The sequence below is a fragment of the Duganella flavida genome, assembly GCF_009857445.1.
Lineage (GTDB): Bacteria > Pseudomonadota > Gammaproteobacteria > Burkholderiales > Burkholderiaceae_D > Rugamonas > Rugamonas flavida.
The window spans coordinates 461,517-477,696 of sequence record NZ_WWCN01000001.1 but is presented as its reverse complement, the minus strand read 5'-3'; the positions used below and the strand labels follow the sequence as shown (position 1 = coordinate 477,696).

General features: G+C 60.7%; 14 protein-coding genes and 1 riboswitch. Of the genes, 9 read left to right on the top strand and 5 right to left on the bottom strand.

Going from position 1 to position 16,180, the window contains the following annotated elements; translation table 11 throughout:
• Positions 1-6: 6 nt before the first annotated feature.
• Together GTP46_RS02010 and GTP46_RS02005 are read right to left on the bottom strand one after the other, a co-directional pair.
• On the bottom strand, positions 7-885 hold the full coding sequence (locus GTP46_RS02010; protein ID WP_161004938.1) for an LpxL/LpxP family acyltransferase: 879 nt from the start codon (positions 883-885) through the stop codon (positions 7-9).
• Positions 882-1,742 (bottom strand): lysophospholipid acyltransferase family protein, encoded by an 861-nt coding sequence (locus GTP46_RS02005; RefSeq protein WP_161004937.1) that lies wholly within the window; start codon positions 1,740-1,742, stop codon positions 882-884. Before GTP46_RS02005 ends, GTP46_RS02010 begins: the two co-directional genes overlap by 4 nt.
• A 175-nt stretch (positions 1,743-1,917) precedes the next feature.
• On the opposite strand from GTP46_RS02005, the gene metK reads away from it, so the two are divergent.
• Positions 1,918-3,084: a methionine adenosyltransferase gene (metK, locus tag GTP46_RS02000; RefSeq protein WP_161004936.1), complete on the top strand. Its 1,167-nt coding sequence runs from the start codon at positions 1,918-1,920 to the stop codon at positions 3,082-3,084.
• Between the two features lie 125 nt (positions 3,085-3,209).
• Here metK and GTP46_RS01995 read toward each other — a convergent pair whose 3' ends face one another.
• On the bottom strand, positions 3,210-3,737 hold the full coding sequence (locus tag GTP46_RS01995) for a hypothetical protein (RefSeq protein ID WP_161004935.1): 528 nt from the start codon (positions 3,735-3,737) through the stop codon (positions 3,210-3,212).
• 112 nt (positions 3,738-3,849) lie between these two features.
• Positions 3,850-3,917, top strand: a riboswitch (S-adenosyl-L-homocysteine riboswitch).
• Positions 3,918-3,945: 28 nt separating this feature from the next.
• Here GTP46_RS01995 and ahcY point away from each other — a divergent pair.
• The 3 genes from ahcY to metF all read left to right on the top strand — a co-directional run bounded on the left by ahcY (position 3,946) and on the right by metF (position 6,635).
• Positions 3,946-5,373, top strand: a complete 1,428-nt coding sequence (gene ahcY, locus GTP46_RS01990; RefSeq protein ID WP_161004934.1) for an adenosylhomocysteinase — start codon at positions 3,946-3,948, stop codon at positions 5,371-5,373.
• Positions 5,374-5,464: 91 nt separating this feature from the next.
• Positions 5,465-5,821, top strand: coding sequence for a phage holin family protein (locus GTP46_RS01985; RefSeq protein WP_161004933.1), 357 nt, complete (start codon positions 5,465-5,467; stop codon positions 5,819-5,821).
• Positions 5,808-6,635, top strand: coding sequence for a methylenetetrahydrofolate reductase [NAD(P)H] (gene metF / locus GTP46_RS01980; RefSeq protein WP_161004932.1), 828 nt, complete (start codon positions 5,808-5,810; stop codon positions 6,633-6,635). Before GTP46_RS01985 ends, metF begins: the two co-directional genes overlap by 14 nt.
• Here metF and GTP46_RS01975 read toward each other — a convergent pair.
• Positions 6,632-7,156 carry a 5-formyltetrahydrofolate cyclo-ligase gene (locus GTP46_RS01975; protein ID WP_229258759.1) on the bottom strand — a complete coding sequence of 175 codons (525 nt, stop codon included), beginning with the start codon at positions 7,154-7,156 and terminating at the stop codon, positions 6,632-6,634. The genes metF and GTP46_RS01975 overlap by 4 nt on opposite strands.
• A 90-nt stretch (positions 7,157-7,246) precedes the next feature.
• Between GTP46_RS01975 and GTP46_RS01970 the strand changes: the two genes are divergently transcribed.
• The 4 genes from GTP46_RS01970 to GTP46_RS01955 are packed head-to-tail and all read left to right on the top strand — an operon-like array spanning position 7,247 to position 11,817.
• Positions 7,247-9,214 (top strand): lytic transglycosylase domain-containing protein, encoded by a 1,968-nt coding sequence (locus tag GTP46_RS01970; protein ID WP_161004930.1) that lies wholly within the window; start codon positions 7,247-7,249, stop codon positions 9,212-9,214.
• A gap of 26 nt (positions 9,215-9,240) precedes the next feature.
• The gene (locus GTP46_RS01965; RefSeq protein WP_161004929.1) at positions 9,241-9,960 is read left to right on the top strand and encodes a glutathione S-transferase family protein; all 720 of its coding nucleotides are present in this window, start codon (positions 9,241-9,243) and stop codon (positions 9,958-9,960) included.
• A gap of 4 nt (positions 9,961-9,964) precedes the next feature.
• On the top strand, positions 9,965-11,209 hold the full coding sequence (locus tag GTP46_RS01960) for a multifunctional CCA addition/repair protein (protein WP_161004928.1): 1,245 nt from the start codon (positions 9,965-9,967) through the stop codon (positions 11,207-11,209).
• On the top strand, positions 11,206-11,817 hold the full coding sequence (locus tag GTP46_RS01955) for a GNAT family N-acetyltransferase (RefSeq protein ID WP_161004927.1): 612 nt from the start codon (positions 11,206-11,208) through the stop codon (positions 11,815-11,817). The genes GTP46_RS01960 and GTP46_RS01955 overlap by 4 nt, the downstream gene beginning before the upstream one ends.
• A 13-nt stretch (positions 11,818-11,830) precedes the next feature.
• On the opposite strand, the gene GTP46_RS01950 is transcribed toward GTP46_RS01955, so the two are convergent.
• Positions 11,831-12,352, bottom strand: coding sequence for an Lrp/AsnC family transcriptional regulator (locus tag GTP46_RS01950; RefSeq protein WP_161004926.1), 522 nt, complete (start codon positions 12,350-12,352; stop codon positions 11,831-11,833).
• Between the two features lie 158 nt (positions 12,353-12,510).
• On the opposite strand from GTP46_RS01950, the gene GTP46_RS01945 reads away from it, so the two are divergent.
• A complete protein-coding gene (locus GTP46_RS01945) occupies positions 12,511-16,086 on the top strand; it encodes an indolepyruvate ferredoxin oxidoreductase family protein (RefSeq protein WP_161004925.1) in 3,576 nt (1,191 codons plus the stop codon).
• The last annotated feature ends 94 nt before the right edge of the window (positions 16,087-16,180 follow it).

The following is a 16,180-nucleotide window of genomic DNA, read 5'->3' as shown; positions in this document are numbered from 1 at the left end:
GGCGGTTTAGTGTTTGCTGTACAGCGAAGGCTCGCCATTCGGGCGCGTCTTGAAGCGTTTGTGAGTCCAGAAATATTCGGCCGGCGCTTCGCGCACGCGTTCCTCGATGAACTGGTTCATGCGGCGGGTGGCGGCCACCATGTCCTCACCTGGGTAATTGTCCCACACTGGGTAGAATTTCACACGCCATCCCTGGTAATTCGGCAGGAAGGTGGCGATCACCGGCATCACTTGCGCGCCGGTGGTGGCAGCGATGCGGGCGGTGGCGGTCAGCGTGGCGGCCTGGATGCCAAAGAAGGGAACGAACTCGGCATCCTTCTCGCCGAAATCCATATCCGGCAGCATGAAGTAAGGCAGCTTGTCACGCAGCGCGCGCAGGATGGGCTTGATGCCGTCCTGGCGGGTGAACAATTTCACCGGCTTGAAGCGTGCGCGGCCGGCGCGCAGTACCTGGTCAAAGGCGGCGTTTTTCTGGGTCACATACATCGAGGAAGCGCTGGCTTCCATGGCGATGGCGGCGCCGGCCACGTCGAGGCAGACGAAGTGCGGGCACAGCAGGATGGTCGGTTTCTCGGTCATTGCTGCCACCGGGATGACGCCGTCCGGATCGATGGTGATCAGGCGTTTCAGTCGCGCTTCCGAGGCCCACCACAGCACCGCGCGTTCCCACACACTGCGCGAGTACGACTGGAAATGGCGGCGTGCGATATCGACGCGCTCAGCCTCGGTCAGTTCCGGCATGCACAGGCGCAGATTGGTCAGCGCGATGTGGCGGCGCGACCGCAGCAATACAAACAACAAGCTGCCGACGGCATCGCCGAAGCGGCCCAGCAGCGGTAGTGGCAGCCAGTGCAGCAGCCACATCAATCCCAACATCAGTTTCATGCGTGATCCTTCGCTTGGGCCGCCGCTGGTGCTTCAATGCCATGCGGCACCTTGTAGCGGTTATAGCTCCAGTAATATTGCGACGGGCTGCGCACGATCAGGCGCTCCATGGCGTGGTTGATCGCTTGCGCCTGGGCGGCGCTGTCGCCGTCCAGCGTCCCGTCAAAGGGCACGAAGCGTACCACATAGCCGCGTCCGTTCGGCAGACGCTCGGCGTAGGTGATGATGACGGTGGCGTCGCCCAACTGGGCCAGCTTGGCCGGCAGCGTCATGGTGTAGGCGGCGCGGCCGAAGAAGGTGGCCCATACGCCTTCGCCTTCCTGCGGCACCTGGTCCGGCAGCACGCCGACTGGCTGGCCTTTCTTGAGGAACTTGGCCAGCATGCGCACGCCCGACATGGTGGCCGGCGCCAGCAGCAGGTTCTTGCGCGCGCGCGCGCCTTCGATCAGCGGCTTCAGCGCTTCTTTTTTCGGCGGGCGGTACATCACCATCAGCTCGGTGCGCAGGGCGATTTCCTGTGCTACGATTTCAAAGCAGCCCAGGTGTGGTGTCATGAAGACGATGCCGCGTCCTGCGTCCAGCTCGGATTGCACCAGCTCCCAGTTTTCCAGCGTGGCGTGGCGCGACACGCGGGCCGGATCGGCGCACCAGATGAAAGGCAGCTCGATGATGCTCTTGCCGGCTTCGGCCACGGCCGCATTCAAGTGCTCAGCGACGCCGGCCTGGCGCATATTGTCGCGCATGCGGCGGCGATAGGAGGGCGAGGCCCAGTACACAATCCAGCCCAGCGCAGCGCCGGCGGCATGCAGGAGTGGCAGAGGGAAAATCGACAAAAAACGGAAAATCGGTACCAGCATGGGTGGGTTCTGCCTGTATTGGAAGCAAGTTTTTTTAAAAAAGCGTAAAATACCACGTTAAGTAGTAGCCGCTGAGTTAATGACAACTTGCGTCGCGGGATATAAATGTCGCTAAAGCGTCGCAAGCCGTGTTGGTATGCGACCGTATTTTTTCAAACCATATCAGGAGCTTGCGATGTCTAATGATTATCTTTTCACCTCTGAATCCGTCTCGGAAGGTCACCCAGACAAGGTAGCTGACCAAATTTCCGACGCTATCCTCGATGCGATTCTGGCCCAGGATCCGAAAGCCCGTGTAGCCGCTGAAACGCTGTGCAACACCGGTCTGGTCGTGCTGGCCGGTGAAATCACCACCCACGCCAACGTCGATTATATTCAAGTTGCGCGCGAAACCATCAAGCGTATCGGTTACGACAACACCGACTACGGTATCGACTACCGTGGTTGCGCGGTACTGGTCGCCTACGACAAGCAGTCGCCGGACATCGCCCAGGGCGTGGACGAAGGCGCCGGTATCGATCTGGACCAGGGCGCTGGCGACCAAGGCCTGATGTTCGGCTACGCTTGCGACGAGACCGCCGAGCTGATGCCAGCCGCCATCCACTACGCGCACCGCCTGGTCGAGCGCCAGTCGCAGCTGCGCAAGGATGGCCGTCTGCCATGGCTGCGTCCGGATGCGAAATCGCAGGTCACCCTGCGCTACGTGAACGGCCGTCCGGTCGCGGTGGACACCGTGGTGCTGTCGACCCAGCACGCGCCGGAGATGCAGCACAAGGCGATTGAAGAAGCCGTCATCGAAGAAATCATCAAGCCGGTGCTGCCGAAGGAATGGCTGCAAGACACCAAATACCTGGTCAACCCGACCGGCCGTTTCGTTATCGGCGGTCCACAGGGCGACTGCGGCCTGACCGGCCGCAAGATCATCGTTGACACCTACGGCGGTGCCTCGCCGCACGGTGGCGGCGCGTTCTCGGGCAAGGATCCATCGAAGGTTGACCGTTCGGCTGCCTACGCTGCGCGTTACGTCGCCAAGAACGTGGTGGCCGCTGGCCTGGCGCGCCAGTGCCAGGTGCAAGTGTCGTACGCGATTGGCGTGGCACGTCCGATCAACATCACCGTCTATACCGAAGGTACCGGCGTGATCCCGGACGAGAAAATCGCCCAGTTGGTGATGGAACACTTCGACCTGCGTCCGAAAGGCATCGTGCTGATGCTGGACCTGCTGCGTCCGATCTACGCCAAGACCGCAGCGTATGGCCACTTCGGCCGCGAAGAGCCAGAGTTCACCTGGGAACGCACCGACAAAGCCGCGATTCTGCGCGCCGCCGCCGGCCTGAAGTAATCAAGCTCTGCCGTAGTTAAAAACACCAACGCCCCGGATTCCGGGGCGTTGTCATTTAGGCCGTGCTGGCGGCTTTGGGATGGGGTTGGGGGGCATATACCTGCGTTCCAGATCGTCTTTAAAAATCATGATTCTTCCTTTGCTTGTGGGCCAAGCGCCCGGTTCACGGCCATCTGCGTCCTGACACGCAAGCCTTGTGTCAGCAGCAGGTCAAATGGAAACTTGCTCACTTCTATGCCGTATTTTCCTCGGAAGCCTAGCAGTTTTTTTTCGAACTCCGCGATTGAAAAGTCGGCGTTAATTTTCATTCTGACGATCAGTGACTCAATATCGATGGTCAGAGCGCTCAAGCTGCCCGCAGACGTCGCGTGTGCCTGAAGTTTCTCTGCGACGGATAATTGCTTCGAGATGATGGCGAGCAGAGCGCTAGCTGACGTGAACATCGGCCATAGAAAAGTATAGTCGCTATTTTTCCAGAATACGAGTCCTGCCAACGCTGCGCCGCCGGAGGAAATGGCGACAGTGATCTTGGTGATGCTGTCCAGCCATACCCAGCGTATCAACAGGGCGGCTTTGAGTTCCAGGGCGTAGGAGGCGAGGTATAGCAGGTTGTGGGTTTCGTTCCAGATCGCATCGCGTGGATCGATGGCCATGATGGTCTCGCGGACAAAAATCTCAATATAGGCCGATACCGCCGGCGACCGTCTGCGCTGGCGCAAACGGGCGGAATTTGTCGCTATCCGAACTTAACGATGCTAAAATGCGCGTTCCGAGGAGCGCTGCGACGGACTTGATTCGCCAGGCTCGGAGATCCCCAACCGCGCTCACGTTACTTTTTTCAACACATGAAAGGAGGGCGTGATGAACGCCGTACTCAAAACCGCTCAAGACTACCTGGTCGCCGATATCTCGCTGGCGCCATGGGGTAACAAAGAAATCAAGATTGCCGAAACCGAAATGCCTGGCCTGATGGCCATCCGCGAAGAATTCGCCGCGGCCCAGCCGCTGAAAGGCGCGCGCATTACCGGTTCGCTGCACATGACCATCCAGACCGCAGTGCTGATCCAGACGCTGGAAGCGCTGGGCGCCGACGTGCGCTGGGCTTCGTGCAATATCTACTCGACCCAGGACCACGCGGCAGCCGCCATCGCCGCCGCTGGTACCCCGGTGTTCGCGATCAAAGGCGAAACCCTGGATGAATACTGGGACTACACCCACCGCATCTTCGAATGGCCAGCCGACGCATCGGGCAACCCGGTCTACTCGAACATGATCCTGGACGACGGCGGCGACGCAACCCTGCTGCTGCACCTGGGCGCCCGCGCTGAAAAAGATATCTCGGTCCTGGCCGCCCCTGGCTCGGAAGAAGAAATCTGCCTGTTCAACGCCATCAAGACCCACCTGGCCAAAGACCCATTGTGGTACTCGAAGCGCCTGCCGCACATCCTGGGCGTGACCGAAGAAACCACCACCGGCGTGCACCGCCTGTACCAGATGCACAAAGAAGGCAAGCTGGCCTTCCCGGCAATTAACGTCAACGACTCCGTCACCAAATCGAAATTCGACAACCTGTATGGCTGCCGCGAATCGCTGGTCGACGGCATCAAGCGCGCTACCGACGTGATGATCGCCGGTAAGATCGCCGTGATTGCTGGTTATGGTGACGTCGGCAAGGGCTCGGCCCAAGCCATGCGCGCCCTGTCGGCACAAGTATGGGTCACCGAGATCGATCCGATCTGCGCCCTGCAAGCTGCGATGGAAGGCTACCGCGTGGTGACCATGGATTACGCCGCAGAACACGGCGACATCTTCGTCACCTGCACCGGCAACTATCACATCCTGACCGAAGAGCACATCCTGAAGATGAAGGACCAGGCCATCGTCTGCAACATCGGCCACTTCGACAACGAGATCGATGTCGCCGCGTTGAAGAAGTACACCTGGGAGAACATCAAGCCACAGGTTGACCACGTGATCTTCCCATCGGGTAAGCGCATCATCCTGCTGGCTGAAGGCCGTCTGGTGAACCTGGGTTGCGGCACTGGCCACCCTTCGTACGTGATGTCGTCGTCGTTCGCTAACCAGACCATCGCCCAGATCGAACTGTACGCCAACACCGACAAGTATCCAGTCGGCGTGTACGTACTGCCTAAGCATCTGGACGAAAAAGTCGCGCGCCTGCAGTTGAAAAAACTGAACGCGCAACTGACCGTGCTGACCGAAGAGCAAGCGGCCTACATCGGCGTGACGCAAGCAGGTCCGTACAAGCCAGACCACTACCGTTACTAAAACCACCGTCGCTCCCGCGCAAGCGGGAGTCCATGCTCCGTATGGATTCCCGCCTGCGCGGGAATGACTACTATTGCAGCGAGTCTCTTATATGCGTTTGGTCCTTACCTGGTTAATCAATGCAGTTGCCTTGCTGGCAGTGCCTTACCTGATGCATTCCGTCGATGTCACAAGCATAGGCGCAGCCCTCGTCGCGGCTCTTGTACTGGGCCTGGTCAATACGCTGATACGTCCCGTCCTGCTCCTGCTGACCTTACCGGTGACGCTGGTGTCACTGGGCCTGTTCATCTTCATCGTCAACGGCTTCATGTTCTGGCTGGTGGCGCAATGGGTGGATGGCTTCCATGTCGACAGCTTCCTGTCGGCCGTCGGCGGCGCATTGTTGTACAGCGTGATTTCCTGGGCTTTGTCGACCTTACTTTTGAAGAACCCAGATGGACAATCCTAACTTCAGTATCGAATTCTTTCCGCCGAAAACGGCGGAAGGCGCGGAGAAGCTGCGCGTCACGCGCGCCAAGCTGTCCGAGCTCAAACCAAAATATTTTTCCGTGACCTTCGGCGCCGGCGGCACCACGCAGCGCGGCACGCTGGACACCGTAGTTGAAATCCTCGCCGCCGGCGAAGACGCCGCACCGCACCTGTCCTGTGTGGGCGGTACGCGCGATTCGATCCGCGAGATTCTCACCGAGTTCAAGGCGCACAACATCAAGCGCATTGTCGCGCTGCGTGGCGACCTGCCGAGCGGCTACGGCGCAGCGGGCGAGTTCCGTTATGCGAATGAGCTGGTGGAATTCATCCGCCAGGAGACCGGCGACTGGTTCCACATCGAAGTGGCGGCCTATCCGGAAGTGCACCCGCAAGCCAAGTCGCCGCAAGACGACCTGCTGGCGTTTGAGCGTAAAGTGAAGGCCGGCGCCAATGCGGCGATCACCCAGTACTTCTACAATGCCGATGCCTACTTCCAGTTCGTCGAGCAGACCACCAAGATGGGCATCAACGTGCCTATCGTAGCCGGCATTATGCCGATCACGAACTACACGCAGCTGATGCGCTTCTCGGATATGTGCGGCGCCGAGATTCCGCGCTGGGTGCGACTGAAGCTGGCCAGCTTCGGCGACGACAGCGCCTCGATCAAGGCCTTTGGCCTCGACGTGGTCACCGGCTTGTGCGAACGCCTGCTGCAAGGCGGCGCACCTGGCCTGCACTTCTACAGCATGAACCAGGCCGCGGCAACCACCGCGCTGTGGCAACGCCTGGTCTAAGCTTCGGTGATGATGCGGTCCAACGCCACATCATGATCATCGTTGTCGAACGGCGCCTGCAAGCACTGGTAAGCAATGCCCAGTGTTTGCGGGCGCGGTTCGTAGCGCGCCAAGGTGCGGTCGTAGAAACCGCCGCCATAGCCAAGACGGTAGCCTAGCGGATTAAAACCCAAACACGGCACCAGCAGCGCCGGCGGATACGCGGCCTGCAAGCGCAATTCGGCCGGCACGGCCACCCCCATTGCATCCTTCACCATCTCTTCGCCGATGCGCCAGTCGGCAAACTCCAGTGCCGTATCTTTTTGCACTACCACCGGCAGCAGCAGGCGCGCGCCGAGGCGCTCCAGTTCAGCGTAGGCTGAGTGCAGATCTGGTTCATCGCGCAGCGGCCAGTAGACGCCCAGCGCTGACGGCTGCTCCGCCTTCCACCATTCAATCACCTGCATGCCGATGGCGCGGTCCCACGCTGCGCGCGTATCGCTGCTGATGGTGCGGCGCGCCGCCAGCAACTGCTTCCGCAAATCCGCCTTCCGGACTGGTGATTCGGCATCGCTGCGTGGTATTCTTGGGATGCTGGTCATAATTGATTCAAGTCTTAAGAGAGTTGCACATTGATTTCTGCTTCGAAATGGATAGCCGGCGCCTTCGTCGTTGCCTTAACCTCGTTTGCCCACGCCGATGATGCCGATAGCCGCAGGGACGATGACTCCTTCCTGCTGCTGCGCGACGCTGTACGCCAGGACGATGCGTCCAAAGCGGATTTCTACGCCGCGCGCCTGCCCAACTATTCCATCCCGTCCTACGTTGATTATTATCGGCTGAAATCGCACCTGAAGGATGTCTCGCCGCTGGAAATCCGCGACTTCTTCAAACGCTACGAAGGTCAGGCCATAGTCGACCGCCTGCGCAACGACTGGCTGCTGGACCTCGGCCGCAAACGCGACTGGGCCACATTCGATGAGCAGCTGCCGCAGTTTGTCCTCAACGATGACACGCAAGTCAAATGCTACGCGCTGACTTCACGCGCGCTGAAAGGCCAGAAAGTCGCCGACGAAGCGCGCGCCTTGCTGACCGCACCGAACGGCTACGGCGAGCCATGCGCCAACCTGATCGCCACGCTGTACCAGAACAACCAGTTCAATATCGAAGACCTGTACGCGCAACTGCGCTTGTCCGGCGAGTACAACGCCACCGGCCAGGCACGCCGCATTGTCACGCTGCTGGACGGTCCGGAAAAGAAAGCCGTGCAAGCGGTTGATTTGCCCACCGTGGCGGTAGCCAAAGGTATGGGCGCTAGCAAAGTCGAACACCAGATCTACATCGTCGCGTTGGGCCGGCTGGCCAAGACCAGCATCAATCTGGCCACGCTGGCGCTGAACAAAGCCACGCCGAAAATGACGGCGCAAGAGCAGCAGCAGGCCTGGGCTGCGATTGCGCTGCAATCGTCGTACACGCTGGCGCCGGAAACCACCGACTATTGGAAGCGCTCCAGCGGCGCGCCGCTGTCGATCGACCAGGCGCAGTGGAAGGCGCGCATCGCGCTGCGTAACGGCGACTGGAAACTGGTGGAGAGCACCATCCGCGCCATGCCGCAATCGCTGCGCAGCGAACCGACGTGGACTTATTGGCTGGGCCGCTCGCTGATGGCGCGCGACGGCGTTACCAGCCAGCCGACTGGCGAAGCGCTGCAGCTGTTCCGCAGTATCTCCGATCAGTCGAACTACTACGGCCAGCTGGCGCTGGAAGAAACTGGCAAGCTGATTACCATCCCGCCGCCGGGCATGCCGCTCGGTCAATCGGAAATCGCGCCGATGGCGAACAACCCGAACTTCCAGCGCGCGCTGAAATTCTTCAGCATGCGCCTGCGCTTTGAAGGCACGCGCGAATGGAACTGGGGCTTGCGTGGCCTGAGCGAACGCGAACATTTGGCCGCTGCCGAATTCGCGCGCCAGAACAATATCCTCGACCGCATGGTCAACACCTCGGAGCGTACCCGCATCCAGGTCGATTACACGCAGCGCTTCCCATCGCCGCATAATGACGTGATGCATCCGGCCACGCAAACGCTGGGCCTCGACAAGGCCTGGGTGTATGGCCTGATACGGCAAGAGTCGCGCTTCATCATGGACGCGCAATCGCACGCCGGCGCATCAGGCCTGATGCAGGTGATGCCGTCCACCGGCCGCTGGATCGCCAAAAAAATTGGTTTGACCGACTTCGCGCAAGACATGTTGAGCGACGTTCGCACCAACATCCTGCTCGGTACTAACTACCTGAACATGGTATTGGGGAATATGGACGGCTCGCAGGTGCTGGCCACGGCAGCCTACAACGCCGGGCCGGGACGCCTGCGCACCTGGCGCTCGACGCTGACCAAGCCGATGGACAGCACCGTCTTTATAGAATCGATTCCGTACGTCGAGACGCGCACCTACGTCAAGAACGTGATGTCGAATACCGCTTACTATGCGGCGTTGTTTGAAGGGCGGCCGCAATCGCTGAAAGCACGTTTGGGCAGTGTCGCGCCCAAGGGCTATACCGAACAGGAAGAGCAGGAAAGCAGCTTCATTCCGCGCTGATACCAACCATACAGGACGTACGCATCATGCAAACTACCCAACTTGATCCTAGCCTGTCGCAAACGCTGGCCGCCGCGCGCGAGCCGGGCCTGACGCTCGTCATCGGCAACAAGAACTATTCGTCGTGGTCGATGCGTCCATGGGTGGCGATGGTCGCTTTCGGCATTCCGTTCCAGGAAGTGCGCGTGCTGCTCGACCAGGACGATACTGCCAACCGCATTTGCAGCTACTCGGCCTCGGGCCGCGTGCCGGTGCTGCTGGCCGGTGAAGAGATGACCATCTGGGACAGCCTGGCGATTTGCGAATACCTCGCCGAGCAGTTCCCCGAACTGCATCTGTGGCCGCAGGACGTGGCGGCGCGCGCGATTGCGCGTTCGGTATGCGCCGAGATGCATGCTGGCTTCAGCGACCTGCGTAGCTCGATGTCGATGAATATCCGCGGCAGCTATCCGGGCAAAGGCCGTACGCCGGGCACGCAGGCCGACATTGGCCGCATCAGTGAAATCTGGGAAGAATGCCTGTCGCGCTTCGGCCATCACCAGTTCTTGTTCGGCGAGTTCTCGATTGCCGACGCTTACTACGCACCGGTAGTGTGCCGCTTCCGCACCTACGGCGTGGCGCTGGCGCCGGCGCTGGACGCCTACTGTCAGCGCGTGCTGGCCCATCCTGCTGTGGCGCGCTGGATCGAGGAAGCGCTGGACGAAACCGAAATGGCGCCCAAGCACGACGCAGAAATGCCGGACTAGCATCATGCAAACATACGTAGTTGGCGGCGCGGTGCGTGATGCGCTGCTTGGATTGCCGGTCAAGGATCACGATCACGTGGTAGTCGGCGCCACGCCGGACGACATGATCGCCAAGGGTTTCCGTCCGGTGGGCAAGGACTTCCCTGTGTTTCTGCATCCGAAAACGCAGGAAGAATATGCGCTGGCCCGCACCGAACGCAAAACCGCGCCCGGCTACAAAGGCTTTGTGTTCCACACCTCGGCCGACGTAACGCTGGAAGAGGATTTGATCCGCCGCGACCTGACCATCAACGCCATCGCCCGCGCCGAAGACGGCACGCTGACCGACCCATACGGCGGCCGGCGCGATCTTGAGCAGCGCATCTTCCGCCACGTCTCGGATGCCTTCGCGGAAGACCCGGTACGCATCCTGCGCCTGGCCCGCTTTGCCGCGCGTTTCGCTGATTTCCGCGTCGCGCCCGAAACCAATGTGTTGATGAAGCAGATGGTGGAGCAGGGCGAAGTCGATGCACTGGTGCCGGAGCGCGTGTGGCAGGAGCTGTCGCGCGGACTGATGGAACAGAAGCCGTCGCGCATGCTGGAAGTGCTGCGCGATTGCGGCGCACTGGCGCGCATCCTGCCGGAGCTGGAAGCGCTGTGGGGCGTGCCGCAGCCGGAGAAATGGCATCCCGAAATCGACACCGGCATCCACGTGCTGCAAGTGATCGACTGCGCTGCGCAACTGGATCGCGACCTGCCGACGCGCTTCGCCTGCCTGATGCACGACCTGGGCAAAGCCGCCACGCCGCCGGAAAACTGGCCCGCACATCACGGCCACGAAGACCTTGGCGTCAAGCTGGTGGAACAGGTGAGCAAGCGCCTCAGGGTGCCGACCGAATGCCGCGACCTCGCCATAATGACCACGCGCGAACATGGCAATGTAGGCCGCGCCTTGCAGCTGCGCGCCAACACCATCGTGAAGCTGTTCGAGCGCTGCGACGCTTTCCGCAAACCAGCGCGTTTCTCGCAAATGCTGCTGGCGACCGAATGCGATTCCAAAGGCCGCATCGGTCCGAGTGCCAGCTATGCCGACACGCCGTTCCCGCAACTGGCGCATCTGGAAGCGGCACTGGCCGCAGCACGCGGCGTCAACGCCGGCGAAATCGCGCAGGCCTGCGCCGACAATCCGCAACGCATCCCGGAGCGCGTGCATGCCGCGCGCGTGCGCGCCGTCAAAGACGTGTTGAAGGAAGAAGAGGACGCGGAATGAGCAGGATCGTGCTGGTGAAGGAGCTGCGTGAGCGCGACCGTCGCCGCATGCTCAAGCACTTCCTCGATCTTGAAGACAGCGACCGTTTGCTGCGCTTCGGCTCCGTGCTGCCGGACGAGCAGGTCACCAACTACGTCAACGGCATCACCTTCTCGCGCGATATGGTGTTCGGCGTGTACAACCGCTTGTTCAAGCTGGTGGCGGTAGGCCACCTGGCGTTTGCGCCGCGCGATGAAAAAAAAAGCGCCACTGAAAAGGAGCGGGTAGCGGAATTCGGCGTCTCAGTCAGCAAATCGGCGCGCGGCCTGGGTGTCGGCTCCAAACTGTTCGAGCGCGCCGCCATCCACTGCCGCAACAACGACGTAGACACGCTGTATATGCACTGCCTGTCGTCCAACAAGACCATGATGCACATCGCGAAAAAAGCCGGCATGGAAATCCACCGCGACTACGGCGAGGCCGATGCCTACCTCAAGCTGCCGCCGGCCAATCCGGCCAGCGTGCTGCAAGAAGCGCTGGACGAACAGTTCGCGGTGCTGGACTACACCTACAAAGCCAACAAGCGCATCGCCAGCAAATGGCTGGGCCGCCTGTTCGGCCGCAAGTAGTTACACTTTCAAATCACACCAGCGGCAGGGCTGTGGTGTCCTTGACGCGCTGCAGGGCGAACGAGGATTTCACGTCCAGCACTGCCGGATGGCGCAGCAGCGTCGCCATCATGAAGCGCGAGAAGTGGTCCATGTCTTCCACGTGCACGCGCAGCAGGTAGTCCATCTCTCCGGTCATGGCGTAGCAGGCTACTACTTCGGGCCACTGCGCCACCGACTCCGCGAAATCGGCGCGTGGCGACGGCGGGGCGTTGGCTGCGCCCAGCGCGCGCGCGTTGCTATGCGCCGCCGCTTCGCTGTGCTTTTCCAGCCGCACGTTCACATAGGCCAGCAGGCCAAGGCCGATTTTGTCCGGGTCCAGCAGCGCCACGTATTGGCGGATCACGCCCGCTTCTTCCAGCCGCTTGATGCGGCGCAGGCAGGGTGACGGCGACAGGGCGACCTGCTCGGCCACGTCTTGGTTCGACAGCCGGCCGTCGGCCTGCAAGATGGACAGAATCTTGCGATCGGTTTTATCCAATGCGATTTTGGTCATAAATACCTCGGGAATTCGGTGTTGAGGGCAATATTATTGCTCAAATTGCGCACGCACGCGAATTGTTTGCAATTTTCTGCCGACGCCGCAGGTCTATACTGTGCGCTACTGGTAGCAAAGCACTTAGACCAAGCACCGGACAGAATATTGGAGACAACATGAATGCACCTCACAAGGGTACGCAGCTAGATCCGGCTACGCAGTTGACCACTGAGCCGAATGACATCACGCTCGACGACAAATGGACGCTGGAACGCGGCCGCGCTTTTATGACCGGCACCCAGGCGCTGATCCGCCTGCCGATGATGCAGCGTGAACGCGACCTCAAAGCAGGCCTCAACACCGCAGGCTATATCACTGGCTATCGCGGTTCGCCGGTCACCAGCGTTGACATGACGGCCATGAAGGCCAAGAAGTACCTCGACCAACACCACGTCAAATTCCATCCAGGGATGAACGAAGACCTCGCGGCGACCGCCGTCTGGGGCACGCAGCAAACGAACTTGTTCCAGGACGCCAAATACGACGGCGTATTCTCCATGTGGTACGGCAAAGGCCCCGGCGTTGACCGCTGCGGCGACGTGTTCAAACACGCCAACAACGCCGGCTCTGCGAAGAACGGCGGCGTACTGGTACTGGCCGGCGACGACCACGCGGCCAAGTCCTCGTCCACCGCGCACCAGTCAGACCACATCCTGAACGCCTGCGGCATTCCGGTGCTGTATCCATCCTCGGTGCAGGAATACATCGATTATGGTCTGCACGCATGGGCCATGAGCCGCTACACCGGCCTGTGGGTGTCGATGAAGTGCGTGACCGATATCATCGAATCGGGCGCGGTGGTGGACTTCGATCCAGACCGCGTGCAGATCGAACTGCCAACCGACTTTGAGCTGCCGGAAGGCGGTCTGAATATCCGCTGGCCGGACACGGTGCTGGACATGGAAGTCCGCATGAACAGCTACAAGTGGTACGCCGCGCTGGCCTACTGCCGCGCGAATAAGCTGAACAAAATTATTTGGGATTCGCCGAAGCCGAAGATCGGCATCATCACCGCCGGTAAATCGTATCTGGACACGCGCCAGGCGCTGGCCGACCTGGGCATCGACGAGCAAGCCGCTGCCGATATCGGCATCCGCCTGTACAAGATCGGCATGACCTGGCCGCTGGAAGCGGACGGCGTGCACGAATTTGCTAAGGGTCTCGATGAGATCCTGGTGGTGGAAGAGAAGCGCCAGATTCTCGAATACGCGCTGAAGGAAGAGCTGTACAACCTGCCGGACGGCGAACGTCCACGCGTGGTCGGCAAGTTCGACGACACCGGCGAGTGGAGCAACAAGGGCAAGACCGGTCACGGTGACTGGCTGCTGCCGGCAACCTACGAACTGAATCCAGCGCAGATCGCGCGCGCCATCGCATCGCGCATTGCGCACTACTGCGCCGGCCATCCTGTCGCCAAGCGCGTGCAGGAACGTGTGGCGTATCTGGAAGCGAAAGAAGCGGCGCTGAAAACGCTGCCGACCAAAGGCAATCCGCAGACCGACCGCACGCCGTTCTTCTGCTCCGGCTGCCCGCACAATTCGTCGACCAAAGTACCGGAAGGTTCGCGCGCACTGGCCGGCATCGGCTGCCACTACATGGTGCTGTGGATGGACCGCGAGACCTCGACCTTCACCCACATGGGCGCGGAAGGCGTGACGTGGGTAGGCCAGGCGCCGTTCACCAACGAGAAGCACGTGTTCACCAATCTTGGCGACGGCACTTACTTCCACTCGGGGATACTGGCGATCCGCGCCGCCGTGGCGGCCAAGGTCAATATCACCTACAAGATTCTGTTCAACGACGCAGTGGCGATGACCGGCGGCCAGCAGTTCGATGGTCCGCTCGATCCAGGCATGATCTCGCGCCAGATCGCGGCGGAAGGCGTGACGCCGATTATTGTGGTCACCGACGAACCGGAGAAATATCCATCGGATTACAACTGGGCGCCGGGCGTCACCGTGCGCCATCGCAGCGAATTGATGGACGTGCAGCGCGAACTGCGCGACAAGCCGGGCGTGTCGGCCATGATCTACGACCAGACCTGTGCCTCCGAAAAACGCCGCCGCCGGAAACGTAACGAATACCCTGATCCAGCCAAACGCGCTGTGATCAACGAAGCCGTGTGCGAAGGTTGCGGCGACTGCTCGGTGCAGTCCAATTGCCTTTCGGTGGAGCCGTTGGAAACTGATTTGGGCCGCAAGCGTCAGATCAACCAATCCTCGTGCAACAAGGACTTCTCCTGCACCACCGGTTTCTGCCCGAGCTTTGTGACGGTGGAAGGCGGCGCGTTGAAGAAACCGAAGAAAGCTACTGTCGGCGATGGCCCGCAAGCAGTGCTGCCGACACCTGTGCTGCCTTCGACTGCGCAGCCGTACGGCATCCTGATCACCGGCATCGGCGGCACCGGCGTGGTAACCGTCGGCCAGATCCTGGCAATGGCGGCCCACGTCGAGAACAAAGGCGCCATCGTGCTGGATATGAGCGGCCTGGCGCAGAAGGGCGGCCCGGTGATGTCGCACGTGCGCCTGGCGGACAAGCAGGCCGATTTGCATTCGACCCGCGTCGGCACCGGTAGTGCCGATCTGGTGGTCGGCTGCGATTTGATCGTCACCGCCTCGCGCGACGCCTTGTCGCGCATGGGCGAAGGCCGCACGCATGCGATGATCAACTCGACCGGCTCTTCGACCGCGGCGTTTGTGAAGAACCCTGACTGGCAGTTCCCGGACGCCGGCTCGCGCAGTGAAATCATCCGCGCCTGCGGCAACGACAACGTGGACTTCGTCGACGCTGGCCAGATCGCCACCGCGCTGATGGGTGACTCCATCGCCACCAATATGTTCATGCTGGGCTACGCCTTCCAGAAAGGCCACGTGCCGCTGACGGAAGCCTCGCTGATCAAGGCGATTGAGCTGAACGGCGTGTCGGTGGCCTTCAACAAGGCTGCCTTCAACTGGGGCCGTACTGCGGCGCATGACTTGGGCTCCGTGACCAAGTTGACCACGCCGGCTAAGGTAATCGAGTTCAAACGCATCCAGACGCTGGATGACCTGATCGCCAAGCGCGTGGAGCTGCTGACCGCGTATCAGGACGCGAATTATGCTAAACAGTATAAATCGTTTGTTGAACAGATCCGCGCGGAAGAGGGCAAGCTGGGTAAGAGCACCCGCCTGACCGAAGCCGTCGCGCGCTACTACTACAAGCTGATGGCCTACAAGGACGAATACGAAGTCGCACGCCTGTACAGCGACGGCGCGTTCCAGCAGAAAATCGCCGGCATGTTCGACGGCGACATCAAGCTGAAATTCCACCTCGCGCCGCCGCTGATGGCCAAGCATGACGCGCAAGGCCATTTGATCAAGAAGGAATACGGTCCATGGATGCTGAAAGCCTTCGGCATGCTGGCCAAGTTCAAAGGCCTGCGCGGCACGGCGCTGGATGTCTTCGGCTACACGGAAGAACGCAAGATGGAGCGCGCCCTGATCGGCGAGTACCGCCAGACCGTGACCGGCCTGCTGCCTAAGCTAACGGCGGATAACCTGTCGCAAGCGGTGGCTATCGCCAGCATCCCTGAAGACATCCGCGGCTACGGCCACGTGAAGGAACGCCACTTGAAAGCGGCTAAGCAGAAGGAAGCCACGCTGCTGGCGGCGTTCGGCAAGCCAGTCGAAGCGACCGCTCCGCACGCCGCCTAAGCTTCAAAGCCCTTTTGCAAGGCGCCTTCGGTTCACACCGGGGGCGCCTTTTTTATTTATCAAAAACGAAACAAACGTGTTGCACTAAGGTATT

What these genes read in the sequence shown, in the direction of transcription:
- GTP46_RS01960 (WP_161004928.1), top strand. Translation starts at nt 9,965, where the DNA reads ATGCAAACATACGTAGTTGGCGGCGCGGTGCGTGATGCGCTGCTTGGA.
- GTP46_RS02010 (WP_161004938.1), bottom strand. Translation starts at nt 885, where the DNA reads ATGAAACTGATGTTGGGATTGATGTGGCTGCTGCACTGGCTGCCACTA.
- GTP46_RS01945 (WP_161004925.1), top strand. Translation starts at nt 12,511, where the DNA reads ATGAATGCACCTCACAAGGGTACGCAGCTAGATCCGGCTACGCAGTTG.
- metF (WP_161004932.1), top strand. Translation starts at nt 5,808, where the DNA reads ATGGACAATCCTAACTTCAGTATCGAATTCTTTCCGCCGAAAACGGCG.
- GTP46_RS02005 (WP_161004937.1), bottom strand. Translation starts at nt 1,742, where the DNA reads ATGCTGGTACCGATTTTCCGTTTTTTGTCGATTTTCCCTCTGCCACTC.
- ahcY (WP_161004934.1), top strand. Translation starts at nt 3,946, where the DNA reads ATGAACGCCGTACTCAAAACCGCTCAAGACTACCTGGTCGCCGATATC.
- GTP46_RS01985 (WP_161004933.1), top strand. Translation starts at nt 5,465, where the DNA reads ATGCGTTTGGTCCTTACCTGGTTAATCAATGCAGTTGCCTTGCTGGCA.
- metK (WP_161004936.1), top strand. Translation starts at nt 1,918, where the DNA reads ATGTCTAATGATTATCTTTTCACCTCTGAATCCGTCTCGGAAGGTCAC.
- GTP46_RS01995 (WP_161004935.1), bottom strand. Translation starts at nt 3,737, where the DNA reads ATGGCCATCGATCCACGCGATGCGATCTGGAACGAAACCCACAACCTG.
- GTP46_RS01965 (WP_161004929.1), top strand. Translation starts at nt 9,241, where the DNA reads ATGCAAACTACCCAACTTGATCCTAGCCTGTCGCAAACGCTGGCCGCC.
- GTP46_RS01955 (WP_161004927.1), top strand. Translation starts at nt 11,206, where the DNA reads ATGAGCAGGATCGTGCTGGTGAAGGAGCTGCGTGAGCGCGACCGTCGC.
- GTP46_RS01950 (WP_161004926.1), bottom strand. Translation starts at nt 12,352, where the DNA reads ATGACCAAAATCGCATTGGATAAAACCGATCGCAAGATTCTGTCCATC.